Source organism: Pseudomonas sp. SDO524_S393 (genome assembly GCF_054071875.1).
On record NZ_JBSVVZ010000028.1, the window covers coordinates 33,005 to 56,880 of the forward strand.

Genomic DNA, 23,876 nt, shown 5'->3' on the forward strand with positions numbered 1-23,876 from the left:
TGCCGGGCGCCTGGATTACAGTTTCTTGGCTTTCTCGATCGCTTCTTCGATGCCGCCAACCATGTAGAACGCTTGTTCTGGCAGGTGGTCGTAGTCACCGTTGAGGATGCCTTTGAAGCCAGCAATGGTGTCTTTCAGGGAAACGTATTTACCCGAAGCACCGGTGAAGACTTCAGCCACGAAGAACGGCTGCGACAAGAAGCGCTGGATCTTACGAGCACGGGCTACCAACTGCTTGTCGGTTTCCGACAGCTCGTCCATACCCAGGATCGCAATGATGTCCTTCAGCTCTTTGTAGCGCTGCAGCACGTACTGAACGCCGCGAGCGGTTTCGTAGTGCTCGTTGCCGATCACGTTCGGGTCCAGCTGACGGGAAGTCGAGTCCAGTGGGTCTACCGCTGGGTAGATACCCAGGGAAGCGATGTCACGGGACAGAACGACGGTGGCGTCCAAGTGGGCGAAGGTGGTCGCTGGCGACGGGTCGGTCAAGTCGTCCGCAGGTACGTATACGGCCTGGATCGAGGTGATCGAACCTTCCTTGGTCGAAGTGATACGTTCTTGCAGAACGCCCATCTCTTCAGCCAGGGTCGGCTGGTAACCTACTGCCGAAGGCATACGGCCCAGCAGTGCGGATACTTCGGTACCGGCCAGGGTGTAACGATAGATGTTGTCGACGAACAGCAGAACGTCGTTACCTTCGTCACGGAACTTCTCGGCCATGGTCAGGCCGGTCAGCGCTACGCGCAGACGGTTTCCTGGTGGCTCGTTCATTTGGCCGTATACCAGAGCAACCTTGTCCAGTACGTTGGAATCCTTCATCTCGTGGTAGAAGTCGTTACCCTCACGAGTACGCTCACCCACACCGGCGAACACGGAATAACCGCTGTGCTCGATGGCGATGTTACGGATCAGTTCCATCATGTTGACGGTCTTGCCTACACCGGCACCACCGAACAGACCGACTTTACCGCCCTTGGCGAACGGGCAAACCAGGTCGATAACCTTGATGCCGGTTTCCAGCAGGTCGTTGCCGCCTGCCTGGTCAGCGAACGATGGCGCAGCGCGGTGGATACCCCAACGCTCTTCGGTCTCGATCGGGCCAGCTTCGTCAATCGGGTTGCCCAGCACGTCCATGATCCGGCCCAGGGTCGCTTTACCGACCGGTACGGAGATGGCTGCGTTGGTGTCGATAACGTCCAGACCGCGCTTCAAGCCTTCGGTCGAACCCATCGCAATGGTACGCACCACGCCGTCGCCCAGCTGCTGCTGAACTTCCAGAGTGGTTTCCGCGCCTTGTACTTTCAGCGCGTTGTAGATGCTCGGTACGCTGTCGCGTGGAAATTCCACGTCGATAACGGCGCCGATGATTTGAACGATACGTCCGCTACTCATAGCTGGATCCTCTGAATATTTGAACCGTTAAACCGCGGCAGCGCCGCCGACGATTTCCGAGATCTCTTGGGTGATCGCAGCCTGACGCGCCTTGTTGTAGATCAGCTGCAAATCGCTGATCAGATCACCGGCGTTGTCGGTAGCGTTCTTCATTGCGATCATCCGCGCCGCTTGTTCAGCTGCGTTGTTCTCGACCACCGCCTGGTACACCTGCGACTCCACGTAGCGCACCATCAAGCCGTCAAGCAGCTCTTTGGCGTCCGGTTCGTAGAGGTAGTCCCAGTGGTGCTTGAGTTCCTGATCCGGGGTCGCAACCAATGGAACCAACTGTTCCACGGTAGGTTGCTGGGTCATGGTGTTGATGAACTTGTTGGATACCACGGACAGGCGGTCGATCCGGCCTTCCAGGTACGCATCCAGCATCACCTTGACGCTGCCGATCAAATCATTGATCGACGGTTCTTCACCCAGGTGGCTGATAGCTGCAACGACGTTACCGCCGAAGTTGCGGAAGAAGGCCGCACCCTTGCTACCAATCACACACAGATCGATCTCGACGCCTTTTTCGCGGTTTACCGCCATGTCCTTGACCAGGGCCTTGAACAGGTTGGTATTCAGACCACCGCACAAACCACGGTCACTGCTCACAACCACATAACCAACGCGCTTCACTTCGCGGTCGATCATGAACGGGTGGCGGTATTCCGGGTTGGCGTTAGCCAAATGCCCAATTACCTGGCGGATACGCTCCGCATAAGGACGGCTAGCAGCCATGCGCATTTGTGCCTTGCGCATTTTGCTGACCGCCACTTTTTCCATGGCGCTGGTAATTTTTTGCGTGCTTTTGATGCTCGCAATCTTACTGCGAATCTCTTTTGCGCCTGCCATGTAACACCTATCAGGTTAGCAAGCGGGAACCTTGCGGCTCCCGCTGCGGCTTACCAGGTTTGGGTGGCCTTGAACTTCTCGATACCGGCTTTCATGCCAGCGTCGATATCGTCATTGAAGTCACCCTTCACGTTGATCTTCGCCATCAGTTCGGCGTGATCGCGGTTGAAGTAAGCAATCAGCGCTTGTTCAAAGCTGCCGACCTTGGCGATTTCAACGTCGGTCAGGAACCCACGCTCAGCGGCATACAGCGACAACGCCATGTCAGCGATCGACATCGGGGCGTATTGCTTCTGCTTCATCAGCTCGGTAACGCGCTGACCATGCTCAAGTTGCTTACGGGTCGCTTCGTCCAGGTCAGAAGCGAACTGGGCGAATGCCGCCAGTTCACGGTACTGAGCCAGAGCGGTACGGATACCACCGGACAGCTTCTTGATGATCTTGGTCTGAGCGGCACCACCCACACGGGATACCGAAACACCGGCGTTCACTGCTGGGCGGATGCCCGAGTTGAACATGGCCGATTCCAGGAAGATCTGACCGTCGGTGATGGAAATCACGTTGGTCGGAACGAACGCGGAAACGTCGCCAGCCTGGGTTTCGATGATCGGCAGTGCGGTCAGGGAACCGGTTTTGCCGGTCACTGCGCCGTTGGTGAACTTCTCTACGTATTCTTCCGAAACGCGGGATGCGCGCTCCAACAGACGGGAGTGGAGATAGAACACGTCGCCTGGGTAAGCTTCACGGCCTGGTGGACGGCGCAGCAGCAGGGAAATCTGGCGGTAAGCCACTGCTTGCTTGGACAGATCGTCATAAACGATCAGCGCGTCTTCACCGCGGTCGCGGAAGAATTCACCCATGGTGCAACCGGAGTACGGTGCCAGGAATTGCAGCGCAGGCGATTCCGAAGCACTGGCAGCCACGATGATCGTGTTGGCCAGGGCGCCGTTTTCTTCCAGCTTGCGAACCACGTTGGCGATGGTCGATTGCTTCTGACCGATAGCTACGTAGACGCAGAAAATGCCGCTGTTCTTCTGGTTGATGATCGCGTCGATCGCCAGAGCGGTTTTACCGATCTGACGGTCACCGATGATCAGCTCACGCTGGCCACGGCCGACAGGGATCATGGCATCGACAGCCTTGTAGCCAGTCTGTACAGGCTGGTCTACCGACTTACGCCAGATCACGCCTGGAGCAACTTTCTCGACCGCGTCGGTCTCGGTGTTGCCCAGTGGACCTTTGCCGTCAACAGGGTTACCCAGTGCGTCGACTACGCGACCCAGCAGTTCCTTACCAACAGGAACTTCCAGGATGCGGCCGGTGCACTTGGCGCTCATGCCTTCAGCCAGAGACTGGTAGGAGCCCAGTACAACGGCACCTACGGAGTCTTGCTCCAGGTTGAGGGCCATACCGTAGACGCCGCCCGGAAACTCGATCATTTCGCCGTACATTACGTCGGCCAGACCGTGAATCCGCACGATACCGTCAGACACGCTGACGACGGTGCCTTCGTTACGGGCTTGGGAGGTCACATCGAGCTTGTCGATGCGGCCCTTGATAATTTCACTAATTTCGGAAGGATTGAGTTGCTGCATTGCTCTGCTGCCCCTTCAAACTCAAGATTTCAATGCTTCGGCAAGTTTCGCGATTTTTCCGCGAATCGAGCCATCGATAACCAGGTCGCCGGCACGGATAACAACACCGCCAATCAGCGATGCGTCCTCCGTAGCATGCAGGCGCACTTCCCGGCTGAGTCGTGCACTGAGAACCTTGGCGAGTTTGTCTTGCTGTTCTTGGTTCAATGCAAATGCACTGGTGACTTCCACATCTACCGATTTCTCTTGCTCGGCCTTGTACAGGTCGAACAGAGCGGCGATCTCCGGCAACAGCAGGAGACGGTCGTTTTCAGCAACGACGTGGATGAAATTCTGTGCCTTGGCATCGAACTTGTCGCCGCACACGTCAATAAACGTGGCGGCCTTGTCTGCGCTCGTCAGTCGCGGGGCCTTGAGCACGCGCTGCATGGTGTCATCTTGTGACACCGCTGCAGCCAGGCCGAGCATGGCTGACCAATTGGCCAGTTGCTGGTGGGCCTGAGCGTGCTCGAAGGCCGCCTTAGCGTAAGGTCGGGCCAACGTGGTCAGTTCTGCCATGATCGCCCTCGCTTAAATTTCAGCAGCCAGTTTGTTAACCAGCTCTGCGTGCGCGTTTTGATCGATTGTGGCACCCAGGATCTTCTCGGCGCCGCCGACTGCCAGCAAGCCCACTTGGGCACGCAGCGCGTCTTTGACACTGTTGAGTTCCTGTTCGATCTCGGCTTGAGCCTGGACCTTCACACGGTCAGCGTCGACACGGGCTTTTTCAACGGCCTCTTCGACGATCTGGTTACCGCGTTTCTTGGCCTGCTCGATGATTTCAGCCGCCTGAGCTTTCGCTTCGCGCAGTTGCTGACCCGCTTTCTCTTGGGCCAGTTCCAGGTCGCGAGCTGCACGGTTGGCAGCGTCCAATCCGTCCGCGATCTTCTTCTGACGTTCGTGCAAGGCAGTGATGACCGGAGGCCATACGAACTTCATGCAAAACAGTACAAAGATTAAGAACGCAACGGACTGGCCGATCAGGGTTGCATTAATGTTCACGCCAACACCTCGCTCGTTCGTTGTCCATCACACCAATCAACTCGAAAATTCGAGTGATTAGCCAGCGAGTTGACCAACGAAGGGGTTCGCGAAGGTGAAGAACAGAGCGATACCAACGCCGATCATGGTCACGGCGTCGAGCAGGCCGGCGACGATGAACATTTTAACTTGCAGCATTGGAACCATTTCTGGCTGACGCGCAGCGCCTTCCAGGAACTTGCCGCCCAGCAGGCCGAAACCAATGGCAGTACCCAGAGCACCCAGGCCGATCAACAGTGCAACAGCGATAGCGGTTAGACCAACTACAGTTTCCATCTTTCCTCCCGACTTTTACGTCGTATGGTTTAGGTTTTTTAGATTTTAAAGCGGTAAAACAAATCGTTTCATAGCCCTGAAGGGCCACCTTCCCGTTTCACCGGGAAGGACATCAGACTAGTCGAGACTGGTCTTAATGGTTCTCTTCGTGCGCCATCGACAGGTAGACGATGGTCAGCATCATGAAGATGAAGGCCTGCAGGGTGATGATCAGGATGTGGAACACAGCCCATGCCCACTGCAGGACAACGCCCAGGCCGCTAAGCCAGAGCAGACCGCTGCCGAACATCACAGCGATCAGAATGAACACCAGTTCGCCGGCATACATGTTGCCGAACAGTCGCAGGGCCAGGGAGATAGGCTTTGCAACGAGGGTCACGAACTCCAGCAGGAAGTTCACCGGGATCAGCAGGGCTTGAACGAAGATGTTCTTGCTGCCGAACGGGTGCAGGGTCAGTTCGCCGATGAAGCCGCCGATGCCCTTGACCTTGATGCTGTAGAAAATGATCAACGCGAACACCGACAGGGCCATGCCCAGGGTGGCGTTAGGGTCCGTGGTGGAAACCGCACGGAAAGGAATGTGGTGATCGCCGGAGATCAGGATGGCCAGCTGAGGAATCCAGTCGACCGGGATCAGGTCGACGGCGTTCATCAGGAACACCCAGACGAAGATGGTCAGTGCCAGCGGCGCAATCACCGGGCTACGGCCATGGAAGCTGTCTTTCACGCTGCCATCGACGAATTCGACCAGTACTTCAACGAAGTTCTGCAGGGCACCCGGTTGACCGGAGGTGGCCTTCTTTGCCGCCAGGCGGAAAAGGAAGACGAAGATCAGGCCCAGTGCGACAGACCAGCCCAGAGTATCCAGGTGGAATGCCCAGAAGCCCATTTCTTTGGCCTCTGCTGCGGAGTGGGCAAAGCCCCAGCCGCCATTGGGTAGCTGACCGAAGGTCAGGTTCTGCAAGTGGTGCTGGATATAGCCCGAAGCGGTTGTTTCTGCCATGGTTGCCTCAAACGCCCTAAGGTCTCGAAAGTCTTGTTTTCATAAGCAGGGGAGCGAACCAGCTGACCAGTTGGGTCAGCACGAACACGCCGAATACCGCCAGCGGTGCCAGTGGCTTCACACCTGCAAAGGTCAGTGCAAACAGCACTGCCGTCAAAATCAGTTTCCCCGCTTCGCCGGCATAAAAGGACCGGACGATAGCCTGGGCTGCTCGGGCGCCGGAAAACCGAAAGGCCCTGTGAGCAAAATACATATTGGGCAGCAAGGCTATCAGGCCTCCGCAGAGTCCTGAATATCCGGCAACGACTCCATGCCAATACCAAAGCGCCAATGCCGCGATGAGTAAAATGACTAACTGGGCCAATAAAACCGGAAAAACGGCCAAGCGATGGAACGGCAACGTGTTTGGCGTGCGGGTTTCCATCACTCTTGCTCCTCAATGGTCGGCTGCCGGAAATCAATAACTTGGCATAATTTGTGCCGACAAAATGCGCGCAGAGTATAGGGGCGGTTCAGCCCCTATTCAACTGTCGGGTAGTCTTTTCCGATCGCACGCTACATAAGCAAATGTTTCAGCGGATGTGGGCAAGGACGCCCTGAAGCTCATCCAATGAGTTATAGCCGATAACCAATTGCCCTTTGCCTTTCTTGCCGTGACGAATTTGTACCGCAGAGCCCAGCCGCTCGGCCAGGCGCTGCTCGAGGCGTGCGATATCCGGATCAGGTTTGGCCGCTTCGACCGGTGCAGGTTTGCCGCTCAGCCACTGGCGAACCAGAGCCTCGGTCTGACGAACGGTCAGTCCCCGTGCGACAACGTGTCGCGCCCCTTCAACCTGTTGATTTTCCGGCAAACCGAGCAAAGCACGGGCGTGTCCCATCTCCAGATCGCCATGGGACAACATCGTCTTGATGACTTCCGGCAGCGCGATCAGGCGCAGCAAGTTGGATACCGTCACGCGGGACTTGCCCACGGCCTCCGCCACTTGCTGCTGAGTCAGCTGAAACTCTTGCTGCAGACGCTGCAAGGCAATGGCTTCTTCGATCGGGTTGAGGTCTTCACGCTGAATGTTCTCGATCAGCGCCATGGCGATGGCGGTTTCATCCGGTACATCGCGCACCATCGCGGGGATAGTGTCTTTGCCAGCCTGCTGGCTGGCGCGCCAGCGGCGTTCGCCGGCGATGATTTCAAAACGTCCACTGCCGATCGGGCGAACCACGATCGGCTGCATCACGCCCTGTGTCTTGATCGAGTTGGCCAGTTCTTCCAGCGCCTGGGGATCCATGTCCCGACGCGGCTGGTATTTGCCGCGCTGGATCAGGTCCAGGGGCAAGTGTTGCAACTCGCGCTCGTCAGCCTGCACCGCTTGTTCTTCAAGCGAAGTGACAGTCGGACCACTCAACAGTGCATCCAGTCCACGTCCGAGACCTCGTTTCTTGACGGCCATGGGGGTTCCTTAAGTTGGCTGGGCTGCAGCGGTGCGTGAAGGACGGCGCTGACGGCGAACCATCTCGCCGGCCAATGCCAGGTACGCCAGGGCACCACGGGATTGCTTGTCGTAGGCCAGCGCGGGCATGCCGTAGCTGGGGGCTTCCGCCAGGCGGATATTGCGCGGGATCACGGTGTCGTAGAGCTTGTCGCCAAAGTGTTCCTTGAGTTGCACCGATACATCGTTCATCAGGCTCAGGCGCGGATCGAACATGGTTCGCAGCAGACCTTCGATTTGCAGGTTCGGGTTCAGCAACTCGGCGATACGCTTGATGTTATCCACAAGGTCGCTCAGCCCTTCCAGCGCGTAATACTCGCACTGCATGGGGATGATCACCCCGTCGGCGGCCACCAGTGCGTTCAGCGTGAGCATCGACAACGACGGCGGGCAGTCGATCAGGATGTAGTCGTAATTTTCGCGGACCGGCGCCAGCGCACTGCGCAGGCGGCTTTCTTTCATCTGCATTTCCAGCAGCACGACTTCGGCGGCGGTCAAATCGCGGTTGGCCGGCAGCAGTTGATAACCGCCGTGCTCGGAAAAGTGCATTGCCTGAGCCAGGTCGCACTCGCCAATCAGCAAGTCGTAGACCGAGTTTTCCAGGCCGTGTTTATCCACACCGCTCCCCATGGTGGCGTTGCCCTGTGGATCGAGATCGATCAACAGCACCCGACGCTTGGTAGCGACCAGGGATGCTGCGAGGTTGATGCAGGTGGTGGTCTTGCCCACGCCACCCTTTTGGTTCGCTATCGCGAATACCTTAGCCATTCTTGCTTGTGTTCCCAATCATGCCGTGCGGCGCAGTATCAGCAGATGGCGTTGGCCTTGGCAACCGGGTACGGCCAAGGCGTGTTCGCTATCGAGGTGGAAGTCTGCCGGCAATGCTAACAGCTCATCGCTTGGATGGACGCCCTTCATTGCCAGCCAGCGGGTGTCGCGGTCGCCCAGATGGCGTGTCCAGTTACTGAAGTTCTCCATGCTACTGAACGCCCGGGAAACAATTCCGTTGAAGGGCTGCTCAGGCGTGAAGGCTTCGACGCGACTGTGGATAACTTGCAGATTATCCAACTTGAGTTCGAGTTTGACTTGGGTCAGGAAGCGGGTCTTCTTGCCATTGCTGTCCAGGCAAGTGACCTGGGACTCGGGAAACAGGATCGCCAACGGAATGCCCGGCATGCCACCGCCACTGCCAACGTCAAGCCAGCGACCGTTTTCGATGAATGGCATCACACTCAAACTATCGAGCAGGTGACGGGACACCATTTCGTCCGGATCACGCACCGCCGTCAGGTTGTAAGCCTTGTTCCACTTGATCAACAGGGCCAGGTAACCCAGCAGCAATTCGTGCTGGACCGGGGTCAGGTCGACGCCCAACTGGCGTGCACCTGTGGATAATTCTTCGGCGTGTTGCGAGGTGACCAACGAACTCAAGCGCTTTGCTCCAACTGACGGCCCGCGCCGCGTTTTTTCAAATGAATCATCAACAGCGAAATGGCCGCCGGTGTGACACCCGGAATACGGGATGCCTGGCCCAGGGTTTCGGGGCGAGTTATCCCCAACTTGCTCTGGATTTCCTTCGACAGGCCGGAAATCGCGGTGTAATCGATATCCACAGGCAACCGAGTGTCTTCACTGGCGCGCAGACGAGCGATCTCATCTTGCTGACGGTCGATGTAGCCCGCGTACTTGGTCTTGATTTCGACCTGTTCGGCAACCTGTGGATCTTCTGCGCCGCCGCCGGTCACTTCGACCAGACCAGCGTAGTCGATTTCCGGACGGGACAGCAGGTTCAACAAGTTGTATTCGTGGGTCAATGGCGTGCCGAATTTTTCGGCAATCGCGTCGCCCTGCTCGGTCCCCGGACGGACCCAGGTACTTTTCAGGCGCTGTTCTTCCAGCGTGATGCCTTCACGTTTTTTGCAGAACGCAGCCCAGCGCGCATCATCGACCAGCCCCAACTCGCGACCTTTTTCGGTCAAGCGCAGGTCGGCGTTGTCTTCGCGCAGAATCAGGCGGTATTCGGCACGTGACGTGAACATCCGGTACGGTTCCTGGGTGCCCAGGGTAATCAGGTCGTCAACCAACACGCCGATATACGCTTCGTCGCGGCGCGGACACCAGCTGTCTTTGCCCTGCGCGCGCAGTGCTGCGTTGGTTCCAGCCAGCAAACCCTGGGCGCCGGCTTCTTCGTAACCGGTGGTGCCGTTGATTTGCCCGGCGAAGAACAAACCACCGATCATTTTGGTTTCCAGGCTGTACTTCAGGTCACGCGGGTCGAAGTAATCATATTCGATGGCATAACCGGGCCGCACGATATGGGCGTTTTCCATGCCGCGCATCGATTGCACGATCTGCAGTTGCACGTCGAACGGCAGGGACGTGGAAATTCCGTTGGGGTACAGCTCATGAGTGGTCAGTCCTTCGGGCTCGATGAAGACCTGGTGACTTTCCTTGTCGGCAAAGCGGTGAATCTTGTCTTCGATCGACGGGCAATAACGCGGACCAATACCTTCGATAACCCCGGAATACATCGGCGAACGATCGAGGTTCGCGGCAATGATTTCGTGGGTGCGCGCGTTGGTATGGGTAATCCAGCAACTGATCTGCCGGGGGTGCTGTTCTTTGGATCCCATGAACGACATCACGGGGATCGGCGTATCGCCGGCCTGCTCCGTCATGACCGAAAAATCCACGGAGCGGGCATCGATACGCGGCGGAGTCCCGGTTTTCAGGCGGCCCACTCGCAAAGGCAGTTCACGCAAGCGATGAGCCAGCGCGATTGACGGCGGATCACCAGCACGACCGCCGGAAAAATTCTGCAGACCGATGTGGATAAGTCCACCGAGGAACGTACCGGTGGTCAACACCACGGATTCCGCAAGGAACCGCAGGCCCATTTGGGTGACGACACCGCGCACCTGGTCCTGCTCGACGATCAAGTCATCCGCAGCTTGTTGAAATATCCACAGGTTCGGCTGGTTTTCCAGGGTTTCGCGGATGGCCGCTTTGTAAAGAATGCGATCGGCCTGTGCACGGGTAGCGCGTACGGCCGGGCCCTTGCGGCTGTTCAAGACGCGAAACTGGATACCACCTTTGTCGGTAGCCATGGCCATCGCGCCGCCCAGGGCATCGATTTCTTTCACCAGATGGCTTTTGCCGATCCCGCCAATGGCGGGGTTGCAACTCATGGCACCGAGGGTTTCCACGTTGTGCGTCAGCAACAGGGTTTTTACACCCATGCGTGCTGACGCCAGTGCTGCCTCGGTACCGGCATGACCGCCGCCGATGACGATCACTTCAAAACGGGAAGGGAAATCCACCACGCACCTCGTGCCTGCTTATGTAGGTAGTCAGGAATTGATTGTAGAAAAGGGTTTTACAGCTTTGCGGGCAAGTATAGGGACTTCGCCCTTCCTAAAGAACCCTTTGCACAAAATTTAACCAGTTGTGGATGACTTGCGGACAATAGAAATTAAAAAGAGAGAAATTTATTAAATCTTTGTTTTTATGTTTATTCTTAGGCAGGCCCCTATCTGTGGATAACGTTCTGTAAGCCATATTTTACGTTGTGTACAGCGTTTCAAAAGTCTGTGGCCATCTGCGGATGAGGCCATTGGATAAGTGCTTTAAGCCTGTGGATTAAAGTAATGGTTATCCACAGAGGTGTTTTTGCTCAGGTTTCAGGCCCTGTTATCAACGGGGCACAGGGCTGTTTATTCACAGGGCTTAATCCACACAAACGTGAGTTTTCCCGGTGAGCTGGGAATGGAAAATCCTTCTGCTCGCTCATGAGTACGGCAAAAAAGAGAGGTGTTGTGGGAAATCCACAGGGTAGTTAATAATAGCGATTATCATTAACCAGCCTTGTCATTCACTATGCCTCCTCCCTCCCACATGGCTGCAGTCCAGATCATTTACGAGCAACACCATTCCTGGCTGCACGGTTGGCTAAAAGGCAGGTTGAATAACGCCAGCGATGCGGCCGATGTGGCGCACGATACGTTCGTCCGTATTCTTGGGGGACGGCATGCAGCGCAGATCGTTGAGCCACGGGATTACCTGGCGACCATCGCCAGGGGCCTGGTGATCGATCGTTACCGCCGGCACGCCATTGAACAGGCTTATAAACAAGCCTTGGCCGAGCGGCCTGAACCGGTAGCCGTCAGCGAAGAAGACAAGGCAATCATCATTGAAACGCTGGTGGCTGTGGATAAAGCCCTGTCAGGCTTGGGGGAGCGAGCGCGCAGTATCTTTATGTTGTCGCAAATCGACGGCCTGACTTATCAACAGATCGCCAATCAACTGAAAGTGTCCCTGACCACGGTGAAGAAGCACATGATTCGCGCGTTGACTGAATGCTCGCTGATCATGGCCAGTCTGTAATGGCGATGCCAGATCGCAAGACATTCGAAGCGGCTGCCAGTTGGTATGTGCAGTTTCAGTCCTGTACGCCGACGATTGCCCAACGCCAGGCCTGGCAGCAATGGCTCGATGGGGATCCGTCCCATCAGGCCGCATGGAACCAGATGGAACAACTGCAACGTAGCCTTGGCGCCCTGCCCCGGGATTTGACCCGGCGCGCGTTATCGACCACGCAGCAGCGTCGCCAGGTACTCAAGTGGATGCTGATGATGGGCAGTACCGGCTACCTGGGCTGGAATGTTCAGCAACACACACGCCTGGGCACTGTATGGGCGGACTACCGAACGTCGGTAGGCGCACGTCGGCGCGTCGAGTTGGCTGACGGTACACGGATTGACCTGAATACCAGCACGGCGATCGATGTGGTGTTCGACGGGCACCAACGTCTCATTCGTCTGCGCGAAGGTGAAGTACTTATCCACACCGGCACGTCAGGTGGACACACGCCTTTTTATGTCGAAACACGCCAGGGCCGCGTTCAGGCATTGGGAACCCGGTTTACTGTGCGCCAATTGCCGGACACCACGCGTGTCGGTGTGCTGGAGGACCAGGTGAGCGTATCGCCGGGTGACCAGCCCACTCAGATACGGTTGCTGGGTGCAGGTGAAAGCGCTGATTTCGATCGTCAAAAGGTGGGCCCCAACCACGTGTATCGAAACGCTCAGGTGGCTTGGGTCGAAGGGCAGTTGGTCGTGTTGGATGCTCGACTCGGGGATGTGATAGACGAATTGGCCCGTTATCGTCCTGGTGTTCTGCAGTGTGATCTGGCGTCGGCGCGCTTGCGTGTTTCTGGAACCTTCCGCCTGGATGCTTCCGACGCGGTACTGGCCAACTTGCAGGCGACGCTGCCGATTCAAGTGAAGTATTTCACGCGTTATTGGGTATCGGTGAAACGAATCGGTTGATCGCAAAAATTCCACATGCAGGGGTTATCTTTTTTTTGCCTGGCGCGGCCCTACAGGTAATCACGATGCAACCTTCAGGGCTTCCCCATCTATGCGCCTTTCCAACAAGCTTCGCCAGCGATTTTCCTACCACGGTATGACCTGCAGCCTACTGCTTGGCACGGCAGCCACCGCCAGTGTCCTGTTATCGACCCACGCGATCGCGGCCAGTGCGGAGCAGCATTACTCCATTGCGGCCGGGCCGCTGGACAGTGCGTTGAGCCAGTTTGCTGCCAAGGCGAATGTGATTCTGTCTTTCTCTCCCCAGCAAACCGCACGGTTGAATACACCAGGGCTGGAGGGGGACTATTCGGTGGACCAGGGCTTTGCGTTGCTGCTGCAAAGCTCCGGGCTACAGGCTGTGGTCCAGGCGCCGGGCAGTTATGTGTTGCAGGCTGCACCCACCGGACAACTGACGCTCGCGCCGACCACTGTCAGTACTTATCAACAGGGAGGCTTCAACCAGGAGATCGCCGGCGATGTGGGTTACAAGGCGCAAAACAGCCGCATCGGTACTAAAACCAGCACGCCGTTGTCGGAAACCCCGCGTTCGGTATCGATCGTTACGAACCAGCGCATCAAGGATCAAAAGTCCCAGACCCTGACTGAAGTGCTGGGCTATGTGCCCGGTATCTTCGCGCCCCCCTTCGCCGCCGGCGATGGCCTTGCGGGTGATCTGTTCTTCATTCGCGGTTTCAATGCCACGGATTACGGCTACGGCCTGCTGCGTGATGGCCTGCGTGTACAAGGTAATCGGTACGACACCACCAGTGAGCCCTATGGCCTGGAACGCGTCGAAATCTTCCGTGGTCCCTCTTCCCTGCTTTACGGCGAAAACGCCCCGGGGGGCTTGGTCAACCTGGTCAGCAAACATCCGACGGCTGCGCCTCAAGGTGAAGTCCAGTTGGGCTATGGCTCGAACAATCGACGCCAGATGGGTGTGGATATCTCGGGTCCGCTCAATGACGGTGGCACTGTCCTTGGACGTGTTGTGATGCTTGGCCGCAAGTCGGATACACAGACCGATCACGTCCCGGACGACCGTCTATACCTCGCCCCCTCCCTGACCCTGAATTTCGACGACTACAACACGCTCACCCTGTTGGCCAACTACCAGAAAGACCACACCAATCTGGAGCTCGGCCTACCCGCTGCCGGTACCTTGCTTACAAACCCCAATGGCAAGCTATCCAAGCACACAATGCTCGGCGACCCGGATTGGAACACCTTTGAGCGGGAGGCCTGGAGCGCTGGTTATGAGTTCAGCCACAGCTTCAATGACGACTGGCAGTTCCGCCAAAACTCGCGCTACATGCAGTCGCGGATCAACCGTCATGAAACCTGGCCGAGTGCGCTCAATAACGGCGGTTTTGGTACTCAACTGAACATGACGGCCTACGACCGCTACAACAAGTCGATGGTCTACTCCCTGGATAACCAACTGGAAGGCAAATTCCAGGTGGGTGGCCTGGAAAACACCGTTCTCTTTGGCGCCAGCTATGACCGGACCTCATTCAACCAGGATTGGAACGCAGGTTTTGCCGGCACCATCAACGTGTATAACCCCGTATACCTGCGGGACCCGCTCACCCCGGTGGCAGTGCAAAACACCTTGCTGGAGCAGCAGATGAAGGGGGTTTATGCACAGGTCCAGAGCAAGTACGACCATTGGTTGTTCCTGTTGGGAGGCCGTCAGGACTGGGTCGACAGTGACTTCCGCGACAAGGTGAACAAGGCCAGCAACACAGGCTCCGAAGACCGCAAGTTCACCTATCAGGGCGGTGTGATGTACCAGTTCGACAACGGCCTCACGCCATATGTCAGCTACTCCACCGCGTTTGTTCCGGTTCAGCAGATCTCCAATGCCGGTTCACCGTTGAAACCGATCACCAGCAGCCAGTACGAAGTGGGTGTGAAGTACGAGCCGGTCGGGTGGGATACCGCGATGACTGTGTCTGTATACGACCTGCGCAAGGAAGACGACACCTACCTCGATGCCACCACCAACAGTTACCGCCAGGTCGGTGAAAGCCGAGCCAAGGGTGCGGAACTCGAGATAAACAGCAACCTCACACCCAACTTGAATGTGACTGCGGCTTATACCTACACCGATGCGCGGATTACCAAGGATTCGGCGACCTCACTGGTCGAGGGGCATCAGATGACAGGTGTTCCCCGCAATCAAGCTTCGGTGTGGGGCAAGTACCGCTTCCTCGATGGCCATCTCAAAGGTTTGTCCGTTGGCGGGGGGGTCCGCTATTTCGACAGTACCTTTTCCTACACCGCGCCAACGCTATACGGGAAGTTGGATGCAGGTAGCGTCACCTTGGTGGATGCAGCTGTTGGCTATCAGATCGACACGCACTGGTCAGTCGACCTGAACGCCAAAAACCTGTTCGACAAGGAATACGTATCAGGCTGCAACGACGCAGGCCGTTGCTACTGGGGCGATAGCCGTACCCTGCTGGGTACGGTGTCCTATAACTGGTAACACGCTGTGGATAACTCGCTTATTTACCAATGCAGAAGCTGGAAAAGATGCGTCCCAACAAATCATCGGAGCTGAACGCGCCGGTGATTTCACCCAACAGCTGCTGGGCCTGACGTAAATCTTCAGCCAGCAGCTCCCCTGCGCCCGCCAGGGTCAGCTGCGCGCGGCCATGCTCCAACGCCGCGCTTGCATGACGCAGTGCCTCAAGGTGCCTGCGACGTGCACTGAAGCTGCTTTCCGAGGTCTGCTCATAGCCCATGCAGTCCTTGAGGTGTTCGCGCAGCAACTCCAAGCCTTCTCCCGCCGCCTTGGCACTCAGGCTGATGGTGACATGGCCATCCGCGCTGGTTTCCATCGCGATGGTTTCACCCGTAAGGTCGGCTTTGTTGCGGATCAAGGTCACTTTGGCCGGGTCAGGTCGCTGCTCGAGGAATTCCGGCCACAGCGCAAAAGGATCCACAGCCTCGGGTGCGGTGGCATCCACGACCAACAGCACCCGATCAGCTTCACCGATGGCTTTGAGCGCACGTTCCACGCCGATTTTTTCCACCTGGTCGTCGGTATCACGCAAACCGGCCGTATCCACCACATGCAGCGGCATACCATCGATGTGGATATGTTCGCGCAGGATATCCCGGGTCGTACCGGCTATCTCGGTCACAATGGCGGCTTCACGCCCGGCGAGTGCATTGAGCAGGCTGGATTTACCGGCGTTGGGTCGACCGGCTATCACCACAGTCATGCCATCCCGCAATAATGCTCCCTGGCCGGCTTCGCGCAGCACTGTGGATAACTCATTGCGTACGTTGTCGAGCATCGCCAGCACATGCCCGTCGGCAAGAAAGTCGATTTCTTCCTCCGGGAAGTCAATGGCCGCTTCGACATAGATGCGCAGGCTGATCAATTGCTCGGTTAAATGATGCACACGCAGGGAGAACGCCCCCTGCAGCGAACGCAATGCATTGCGCGCCGCCTGTGCTGAACTGGCCTCGATCAAGTCAGCGATGGCTTCGGCCTGGGCGAGGTCGAGCTTGTCATTCAAGAATGCCCGTTCGCTGAACTCTCCCGGGCGTGCCAGACGACAGCCCAATTGCAGGCACCGCTGCAGCAACATGTCCAGGACGACAGGACCGCCATGTCCCTGTAATTCCAGGACATCTTCGCCGGTGAATGAATTCGGCCCAGGGAAATAGATCGCCAGCCCTTCATCCAGCACGCTGTTATCGGTATCCAGAAATGGCCCGTAGTGGGCGTAACGTGGCTTCAAAGTACGACCGCTGATGACCTCGGCAGCCTTACCGGCAAGCGGTCCGGAGATACGAACGATACCGACACCGCCGCGACCTTGAGCGGTAGCGACAGCAGCGATGGTTTCACGGGGAGCACTCATCAGCAGGTTCCAGAACAAAGGTGGCGGAAAGCAAAACGCCCCACGAAGGGGCGTTTTGAGTGGTTATCCACAGAGTAAATTACGCAGCGGCTTTTGCGGTAGCCGCTTCGATCTTACGCGTGATGTACCACTGTTGAGAGATCGACAAGACGTTGTTGACCACCCAGTACAGCACCAGACCCGCCGGGAACCACAGGAAGAAGAAGGTGAAGATGATTGGCATCATTTTCATCACCTTGGCCTGCATCGGATCCGGAGGCGTTGGGTTCAGGCGCTGCTGAATGAACATGGTCGCGCCCATGATGATCGGCAGGATAAAGAACGGGTCTTTGATCGACAGGTCAGTTATCCACAGCATGAACGGTGCCTGACGCATTTCCACGCTTTCCAGGAGTACCCAGTAGAGCGATAGGAAAACCGGCATCTGTACAAGAATCGGCAAGCATCCACCCAGCGGGTTGATCTTCTCTTTCTTGTACAACTCCATCATGGCCTGCGACATTTTCTGCCGGTCATCACCATGCTGTTCTTTCAGGGCGGCCAGTTTTGGCGCCACGGCACGCATACGTGCCATCGACTTGTAGCTTGCAGCCGACAGGGGGAAGAACAAGCCTTTGATCAGCATGGTCAGGAAGATGATCGACCAGCCCCAGTTACCGACGATGCTGTGGATATGTTGCAGCAGCCAGAAAATCGGCTGGGCAATGAACCACAGGAAGCCGTAATCAACGGTCAGTTCCAGGCCTGGGGACAACTCTTTGAGAACAGCCTGGCTTTTCGGACCGGCGTACAGGGTAGCGCTGGTTTCAGCCTTGGCACCCGGCGCTACAGTCAGCGATGGACCCGTGAAACCAATGATGTAGTTACCTTGGTTGTCCTTGCGGGTCTGCACCAGGTTCGCGTCACCTTTCGCGGGGATCCAGGCGGTCACGAAGTAGTGCTGCAGCCAGGCAACCCAGCCACCCTGTACCGTTTCTTTCAGCGAGCCCTTGTCGATATCTTTCATCGACACTTTTTTGTACGGCTCGCTACTTGTCCACAGGGCGGCGCCCAGGTAAGTCGCGGTACCGGTAGCAGTGCTGGAAGAAGGATCGGAGCTGTTGTCACGCTTGAGCTGGGCAAACAGGTTGCCAGTCCAGGGTTTGTCGCTTTCGTTGTCGATCAGGTAAGTGACCTTCAAGTCGTACAAGCCACGGGTAAAGCTGAAGCGCTTGATGTAATTGACGCCGTCGAGGCTGAATTTCAGGTCGACATTCAACTGGTTCTGGCCATCAGCCAGTTGATAAACCTTCTGTTCGGTCGAGTAAACCGGACGACCGGTAGCACGCGCATCCGGACCATTGGTTCCGGTCAGGCCGCTTTGCGCCAGATAAGTACGTTCACCACCGTTATCGAACAGTTGGAACGGTACATCCGGATGGTCCTGGCGACGTGGATACAGCGGCAGTTTCAGTTGCGCGATATCACCACCTTGCGGGTCGATAGCCAAGTCGAGCACATCCGTTTTTACATGGATGAGGTCTTTATTGGTGACCACAGGGGTTTCTACAGGGGCGCTGGTATCGGTATTCGCGCTAGGCACATCGGCACTGGCAGAACCATTGGTGCCCAGCGGCGCGTCCGGAATGGCCGGCGCGGCCTGGTTGGTAGCAACATTCTGAGTCGGCAGGGCAGCCTGGCCGTAGTCCTGGTTCCACTTAAGGACCATGACGTAGGACACGATTGCCAGGGCGACGATCAGGATCGTGCGTTTAATATCCATGATTACTCGGCCATCGAAGAAGAACGGGAGGTAGGGATAGGCGGAACCGGGTCATAACCACCGGGATTCCACGGATGACAGCGACCTAAACGACGAAAGGTCAGCCAGCCACCGCGCAGAAGACCATGATTTTCTATGGCCTCTAACGCGTAGCAGGAACAACTGGGGTAGAAACGACAGTGATTGGCCATCAGAGGGCTAATGGCATAGCGGTAAAACTGGATCGGAACGAGGGCCAGTTTACGCATCAAGGCTGTCTACCCCTACAGTTTCGGGACTCACTGCTGGTGCTGGCTTGTGGGTACGCGCCAAACGTTTCCAGAGTTTGCCGAAATGCTGAATCAATTCGGGGTTTTCTACATCACCCAAGCCTTTGCGCGCGACGATAACAATATCCCAGCCAACCAGAGTGTCCTGGTGGAGGCGAAACGATTCGCGCATAAGACGCTTGAGGCGATTGCGCTCAACGGAGAGCTTTACGCTCTTCTTGCCGATCACCAACCCTAGACGGGGGTGATCCAGATCGTTGTTACGCGCAAGGAGCAGGAGATTTTTCCCCGGAACCTTGCCGGTGGGGGAGTCAAAGACTGCCTTGAAATGCCGGGGGGTTAGCAGACGCTTTTCCCGACTGAAGTCCTGACTCACCACCAGTGCCGGATTATCAAACTGCCAGACGCGCACGACCTTTGGCGCGACGACGCGACAGGACGGCACGGCCGTTCTTGGTAGCCATGCGAGCACGGAAGCCGTGGGTGCGGGCGCGTTTGATGGTGCTGGGTTGGAAAGTACGTTTCATGGCGTTGTTACCTGGTTCGTCGACAACGGGCCGGAATGGCCCCCGTTTTAAGAGACCGGCGATTCTAGAGAAAGCAAGCCTCTAGGTCAATTTCCAACCAGCTTTTCCTTTGAACGCTCTTCTATAGACGCCGGTACTTTTTCTGTTCGCCGTCTTCCGATGAATCCGGACGCAGATATAAAAATAAAGAAGAACCTTATTTAAAGCTTTTCTGTAAAGCTTATAAAAGCTATACAGCCATCGGTCTGTGGATAAGTAGCTGAAAGCCTTGTTTCATATGCTGTACAGAGAATGACAACCTCGGGGAGAAACGGTGTCTTGCCTGTGCTGCGCTGTCGGATAACCTGTGTGTGGAAGGGATGTTTATCCACAGCCAGGTTACCCACAGACTTTCGAGTCCACTTGTACAATGAGCTCATGCACGTTTATCCACAGAGCTTATGCACAGACCATCGGTCGCTTTTTTAGCGGTTAAAGCATTGATTTTGGGTGGTCTGTCAGCAACCTACATGTGGATAAGTGGCCGCTTGGCCGCTACAATGGCGGCTTGTTTTTGCCTCACCGGCTTTCAACTTAGGGGATATCCGTGTCAGTGGAACTTTGGCAGCAGTGCGTGGAGCTATTGCGCGATGAGCTGCCTGCCCAGCAATTCAACACCTGGATCCGTCCGCTACAGGTCGAAGCCGAAGGCGACGAGTTGCGTGTCTATGCGCCCAACCGTTTTGTTCTCGACTGGGTTAACGAAAAGTACCTGAGCCGCGTTCTCGAATTGCTTGATGAGCATGGCAACGGTCTCGCCCCGGTACTCTCCTTATTAATAGGCAGCAAACGCAGCTCGGCACCTCGTGCCGCACCCAACGCACCGTTGGCGGCCGCGGCGGCGTCCCAAGCCCAGGTTGCTGCAGCTCCGGTGGTTGCCGCGCCTGCGCCCACGCCACAGAACAGCACGCCCGAGAGTGAAGAGCCGTCCCGCGATAGCTTCGACCCAATGGCCGGGGCCAGCTCCCAGCAGGCCCCGGTACGCGCCGAACAGCGCACCGTGCAGGTTGAAGGTGCCCTCAAGCACACCAGCTACCTCAACCGCACCTTTACCTTTGAAAACTTCGTCGAAGGTAAATCCAACCAACTGGCTCGTGCGGCCGCCTGGCAGGTCGCCGACAACCCCAAGCACGGTTACAACCCACTCTTCCTGTATGGCGGCGTTGGCTTGGGTAAAACCCACTTGATGCACGCTGTGGGTAACCATCTATTGAAGAAGAACCCGAATGCCAAGGTTGTGTACCTGCACTCGGAGCGCTTCGTGGCCGACATGGTCAAGGCACTGCAGCTCAACGCCATCAACGAATTCAAGCGGTTCTACCGCTCGGTTGATGCGCTGCTGATCGATGACATTCAGTTCTTCGCTCGCAAGGAGCGTTCCCAGGAAGAGTTTTTCCACACCTTCAACGCTCTGCTCGAAGGCGGCCAGCAGGTCATCTTGACCAGTGACCGCTATCCGAAGGAAATCGAAGGCCTGGAAGAGCGCCTGAAGTCGCGTTTCGGCTGGGGTCTGACCGTCGCGGTGGAACCTCCGGAGCTGGAAACTCGCGTCGCGATCCTGATGAAAAAGGCCGACCAGGCAAAAGTCGAGCTGCCACACGATGCGGCGTTCTTTATTGCCCAGCGCATTCGCTCCAACGTGCGTGAGCTGGAAGGCGCACTCAAGCGGGTCATCGCGCACTCACACTTCATGGGCCGCGACATCACCATCGAGTTGATTCGCGAGTCCTTGAAAGATTTGCTGGCACTGCAAGACAAGCTGGTGAGTGTGGATAACATCCAACGCACTGTTGCCGAATACTACAAGATCAAGATTTCCGACCTGCTGTCCAAGCGCCGTTCGCGCTCGGTGGCTCGTCCGCGTCAGGTGGCCATGGCGCTTTCCAAGGAACTCACCAACCATAGCCTGCCGGAGATCGGCGATGTCTTTGGTGGCCGTGACCACACCACGGTCTTGCACGCATGCCGCAAGATCAGCGAACTTAAGGAATCCGACGCGGATATTCGCGAGGACTACAAGAACCTGCTGCGTACTCTGACTACGTGATGACACCAGCGCAGCTTATTAAGGCAAGGGACTAGACCATGCATTTCACCATTCAACGCGAAGCCCTGTTGAAACCCCTGCAACTGGTCGCAGGCGTCGTCGAGCGCCGACAGACCTTGCCGGTGCTTTCCAACGTATTGCTGGTTGTCGAAGGCCAGCAGTTGTCCTTGACCGGTACCGACCTCGAAGTCGAACTGGTCGGTCGTGTGCAGTTGGAAGAGCCCGCCGAGCCTGGCGAGATCACCGTGCCCGCGCGCAAGCTGATGGACATCTGCAAGAGCTTGCCGAACGATGCACTGATCGACATCAAGGTTGACGAGCAGAAGCTGGTGGTCAAGGCGGGTCGTAGCCGTTTTACCCTCTCCACCTTGCCGGCCAATGACTTCCCTACCGTGGAAGAAGGTCCGGGCTCGCTGACCTGCAGCCTGGAGCAGAGCAAACTGCGTCGTTTGATCGAGCGCACCAGCTTTGCCATGGCGCAACAGGACGTCCGTTACTACCTCAACGGCATGCTGTTGGAAGTGTCCGCTGGTGTAATTCGCGCCGTGGCCACCGATGGGCACCGCTTGGCGATGTGTGCGATGCAGGCCGATATCGGTCAGCCTGATCGTCACCAGGTGATCGTTCCACGTAAGGGTATTTTGGAACTGGCGCGTTTGCTGACCGAGCCTGATGGCAACGTCAGCATCGTGTTGGGCCAGCACCATATCCGCGCGACCACCGGTGAATTCACGTTCACTTCCAAATTAGTCGACGGCAAATTCCCGGATTACGAGCGTGTTCTGCCAAAAGGTGGTGACAAGCTGGTGCTGGGCGATCGCCAAGCGTTGCGCGAAGCCTTCAGCCGCACCGCAATTTTGTCCAACGAAAAGTACCGTGGCATCCGTCTGCAACTGGCCAACGGGCAGTTGAAGATCCAGGCGAATAACCCGGAGCAGGAAGAAGCTGAGGAAGAAGTGGGTGTCGATTATAACGGCGGCTCGCTGGAGATCGGCTTTAACGTGAGCTATCTGTTGGACGTACTGGGTGTGATGACTACCGAGCAGGTTCGCCTGATTCTGTCCGACTCCAACAGCAGCGCCCTGGTGCAGGAATCCGACAACGATGATTCGGCGTACGTTGTCATGCCGATGCGCCTGTAATCATGCTCAGCAGAACCTAGATGTCCCTTAGTCGCGTCTCGGTCACCGCGGTGCGCAATCTGCACCCGGTGACCTTCTCCCCCTCCCCCCGCATCAATATCCTCCATGGCGCCAATGGCAGTGGCAAAACCAGCGTGCTGGAAGCCATTCATCTGCTGGGTCTTGCCCGCTCCTTCCGTAGTACTCGTCTTTTGCCGGTGATTCAGTACGAACAGCTGGCATGCACGGTATTTGGCCAGGTCGAGTTGGCCGAGGGAGGGCACAGTAATCTGGGGATATCCCGTGATCGCGGCGGGGAATTTCAAATTCGCATCGACGGGCAGAACGCCCGCAGTGCTGCGCAATTGGCCGAAATCCTGCCATTGCAACTGATCAACCCCGACAGTTTCCGGCTGTTGGAAGGTGCTCCTAAAATTCGCAGGCAATTCCTCGATTGGGGAGTGTTCCACGTGGAACCACGGTTCATGGCCACTTGGCAGCGGTTGCAGAAGGCCCTGCGGCAGCGGAACTCGTGGCTACGGCATGGTACACTTGACGCCGCTTCGCAAGCGGCTTGGGACCGGGAACTGTGCCACGCCAGCGATGAGATAGATGAATACCGCCGCGCTTACATCAAAGCCTTGAAACCAGTCTTTGAGCAGACCTTGAGTGAGTTATTGGACCTCGAGGGGCTGACGCTGAGTTATTACCGTGGTTGGGACAAGGACCGGGAACTGAGTGCAGTACTCGGCGCTTCCTTGCAACGGGATCAGCAGATGGGTCATACCCAGGCCGGCCCCCAGCGAGCGGACTTGCGTCTAAGACTGGGTGCGCACAACGCCGCGGACATTTTGTCCCGAGGCCAACAGAAGTTGGTGGTGTGTGCGTTGCGTATCGCGCAGGGGCATCTGGTTAGCCAGGCCCGCCGCGGTCAATGTATTTATCTGGTGGATGACCTGCCGTCCGAGTTGGACGATCAACACCGCCGGGCGCTATGCCGCTTGTTGGAAGACTTACGCTGCCAGGTGTTCATTACCTGTGTAAACCACGAATTATTGAGGGAAGGCTGGCAGACGGAAACGCCAGTCGCTTTGTTCCACGTGGAACAGGGCCGTATCACCCAGACCCACGACCATCGGGAGTGAA

Annotated in this window: 23 protein-coding genes; 6 read left to right on the forward strand and 17 right to left on the reverse strand. The window is 56.9% G+C overall.

Translation table 11 applies throughout. The features are described 5' to 3' along the window. Positions 1-15: 15 nt before the first annotated feature. The 12 genes from atpD to mnmG form a co-directional block, all read right to left on the reverse strand. Positions 16-1,392 (reverse strand): F0F1 ATP synthase subunit beta, encoded by a 1,377-nt coding sequence (gene atpD / locus ACW9IB_RS14470; RefSeq protein ID WP_457365491.1) that lies wholly within the window; start codon positions 1,390-1,392, stop codon positions 16-18. A 27-nt stretch (positions 1,393-1,419) separates the two neighbouring features. Then, positions 1,420-2,280 carry a F0F1 ATP synthase subunit gamma gene (gene atpG, locus ACW9IB_RS14475; RefSeq protein ID WP_457365490.1) on the reverse strand — a complete coding sequence of 287 codons (861 nt, stop codon included), beginning with the start codon at positions 2,278-2,280 and terminating at the stop codon, positions 1,420-1,422. Between the two features lie 50 nt (positions 2,281-2,330). Beyond that, entirely contained in the window at positions 2,331-3,875 is a 1,545-nt protein-coding gene (gene atpA / locus ACW9IB_RS14480) for a F0F1 ATP synthase subunit alpha (RefSeq protein WP_101273699.1), read from the reverse strand. 21 nt (positions 3,876-3,896) lie between these two features. Next, positions 3,897-4,433 (reverse strand): F0F1 ATP synthase subunit delta, encoded by a 537-nt coding sequence (locus tag ACW9IB_RS14485; RefSeq protein ID WP_457414190.1) that lies wholly within the window; start codon positions 4,431-4,433, stop codon positions 3,897-3,899. Between the two features lie 12 nt (positions 4,434-4,445). After that, positions 4,446-4,916, reverse strand: a complete 471-nt coding sequence (locus tag ACW9IB_RS14490) for a F0F1 ATP synthase subunit B (protein WP_457365488.1) — start codon at positions 4,914-4,916, stop codon at positions 4,446-4,448. Between the two features lie 57 nt (positions 4,917-4,973). Then, positions 4,974-5,231, reverse strand: coding sequence for a F0F1 ATP synthase subunit C (gene atpE / locus ACW9IB_RS14495; protein ID WP_002555987.1), 258 nt, complete (start codon positions 5,229-5,231; stop codon positions 4,974-4,976). 133 nt (positions 5,232-5,364) lie between these two features. After that, entirely contained in the window at positions 5,365-6,234 is an 870-nt protein-coding gene (gene atpB / locus ACW9IB_RS14500; protein ID WP_457365487.1) for a F0F1 ATP synthase subunit A, read from the reverse strand. Positions 6,235-6,250: 16 nt separating this feature from the next. Beyond that, complete coding sequence (locus ACW9IB_RS14505) at positions 6,251-6,658, reverse strand: F0F1 ATP synthase subunit I (RefSeq protein WP_457365486.1); 408 nt, start codon at positions 6,656-6,658, stop codon at positions 6,251-6,253. A gap of 148 nt (positions 6,659-6,806) precedes the next feature. After that, positions 6,807-7,679 (reverse strand): ParB/RepB/Spo0J family partition protein, encoded by an 873-nt coding sequence (locus ACW9IB_RS14510; RefSeq protein WP_457365485.1) that lies wholly within the window; start codon positions 7,677-7,679, stop codon positions 6,807-6,809. Between the two features lie 9 nt (positions 7,680-7,688). Continuing rightward, the gene (locus tag ACW9IB_RS14515) at positions 7,689-8,486 is read right to left on the reverse strand and encodes a ParA family protein (RefSeq protein ID WP_457365484.1); all 798 of its coding nucleotides are present in this window, start codon (positions 8,484-8,486) and stop codon (positions 7,689-7,691) included. A gap of 18 nt (positions 8,487-8,504) precedes the next feature. Then, positions 8,505-9,149, reverse strand: coding sequence for a 16S rRNA (guanine(527)-N(7))-methyltransferase RsmG (rsmG, locus tag ACW9IB_RS14520; RefSeq protein WP_457414192.1), 645 nt, complete (start codon positions 9,147-9,149; stop codon positions 8,505-8,507). Next, positions 9,146-11,038 carry a tRNA uridine-5-carboxymethylaminomethyl(34) synthesis enzyme MnmG gene (gene mnmG, locus ACW9IB_RS14525; RefSeq protein ID WP_457414193.1) on the reverse strand — a complete coding sequence of 631 codons (1,893 nt, stop codon included), beginning with the start codon at positions 11,036-11,038 and terminating at the stop codon, positions 9,146-9,148. The genes rsmG and mnmG overlap by 4 nt, the downstream gene beginning before the upstream one ends. 556 nt (positions 11,039-11,594) lie before the next feature. Here mnmG and ACW9IB_RS14530 point away from each other — a divergent pair. From ACW9IB_RS14530 to ACW9IB_RS14540, 3 genes are all read left to right on the forward strand, one after another. Beyond that, positions 11,595-12,101: a sigma-70 family RNA polymerase sigma factor gene (locus tag ACW9IB_RS14530; protein ID WP_457414194.1), complete on the forward strand. Its 507-nt coding sequence runs from the start codon at positions 11,595-11,597 to the stop codon at positions 12,099-12,101. Beyond that, complete coding sequence (locus ACW9IB_RS14535) at positions 12,101-13,045, forward strand: FecR domain-containing protein (protein WP_457414195.1); 945 nt, start codon at positions 12,101-12,103, stop codon at positions 13,043-13,045. The genes ACW9IB_RS14530 and ACW9IB_RS14535 overlap by 1 nt, the downstream gene beginning before the upstream one ends. Before the next feature lie 91 nt (positions 13,046-13,136). After that, positions 13,137-15,575 (forward strand): TonB-dependent siderophore receptor, encoded by a 2,439-nt coding sequence (locus ACW9IB_RS14540; protein WP_457414196.1) that lies wholly within the window; start codon positions 13,137-13,139, stop codon positions 15,573-15,575. Positions 15,576-15,594: 19 nt separating this feature from the next. Here the strand turns inward: ACW9IB_RS14540 and mnmE are convergent, their stop codons facing one another. The 5 genes from mnmE to rpmH all read right to left on the reverse strand — a co-directional run bounded on the left by mnmE (position 15,595) and on the right by rpmH (position 19,523). Beyond that, complete coding sequence (mnmE, locus tag ACW9IB_RS14545) at positions 15,595-16,965, reverse strand: tRNA uridine-5-carboxymethylaminomethyl(34) synthesis GTPase MnmE (RefSeq protein WP_457414198.1); 1,371 nt, start codon at positions 16,963-16,965, stop codon at positions 15,595-15,597. Positions 16,966-17,044: 79 nt separating this feature from the next. Further along, positions 17,045-18,727, reverse strand: coding sequence for a membrane protein insertase YidC (yidC, locus tag ACW9IB_RS14550; protein ID WP_457414199.1), 1,683 nt, complete (start codon positions 18,725-18,727; stop codon positions 17,045-17,047). Between the two features lie 2 nt (positions 18,728-18,729). Then, a complete protein-coding gene (gene yidD, locus ACW9IB_RS14555; RefSeq protein WP_003213574.1) occupies positions 18,730-18,975 on the reverse strand; it encodes a membrane protein insertion efficiency factor YidD in 246 nt (81 codons plus the stop codon). Next, positions 18,968-19,375: a ribonuclease P protein component gene (gene rnpA / locus ACW9IB_RS14560; RefSeq protein ID WP_457365574.1), complete on the reverse strand. Its 408-nt coding sequence runs from the start codon at positions 19,373-19,375 to the stop codon at positions 18,968-18,970. Before rnpA ends, yidD begins: the two co-directional genes overlap by 8 nt. A 13-nt stretch (positions 19,376-19,388) precedes the next feature. Beyond that, a complete protein-coding gene (gene rpmH / locus ACW9IB_RS14565; protein WP_003213577.1) occupies positions 19,389-19,523 on the reverse strand; it encodes a 50S ribosomal protein L34 in 135 nt (44 codons plus the stop codon). A 586-nt stretch (positions 19,524-20,109) separates the two neighbouring features. On the opposite strand from rpmH, the gene dnaA reads away from it, so the two are divergent. The 3 genes from dnaA to recF are packed head-to-tail and all read left to right on the forward strand — an operon-like array spanning position 20,110 to position 23,875. Further along, a complete protein-coding gene (gene dnaA / locus ACW9IB_RS14570) occupies positions 20,110-21,609 on the forward strand; it encodes a chromosomal replication initiator protein DnaA (RefSeq protein ID WP_457365476.1) in 1,500 nt (499 codons plus the stop codon). A 38-nt stretch (positions 21,610-21,647) separates the two neighbouring features. Continuing rightward, the gene (gene dnaN, locus ACW9IB_RS14575; RefSeq protein WP_457365475.1) at positions 21,648-22,751 is read left to right on the forward strand and encodes a DNA polymerase III subunit beta; all 1,104 of its coding nucleotides are present in this window, start codon (positions 21,648-21,650) and stop codon (positions 22,749-22,751) included. A gap of 20 nt (positions 22,752-22,771) precedes the next feature. Beyond that, positions 22,772-23,875, forward strand: coding sequence for a DNA replication/repair protein RecF (recF, locus tag ACW9IB_RS14580; protein ID WP_457414201.1), 1,104 nt, complete (start codon positions 22,772-22,774; stop codon positions 23,873-23,875). The last annotated feature ends 1 nt before the right edge of the window (position 23,876 follow it).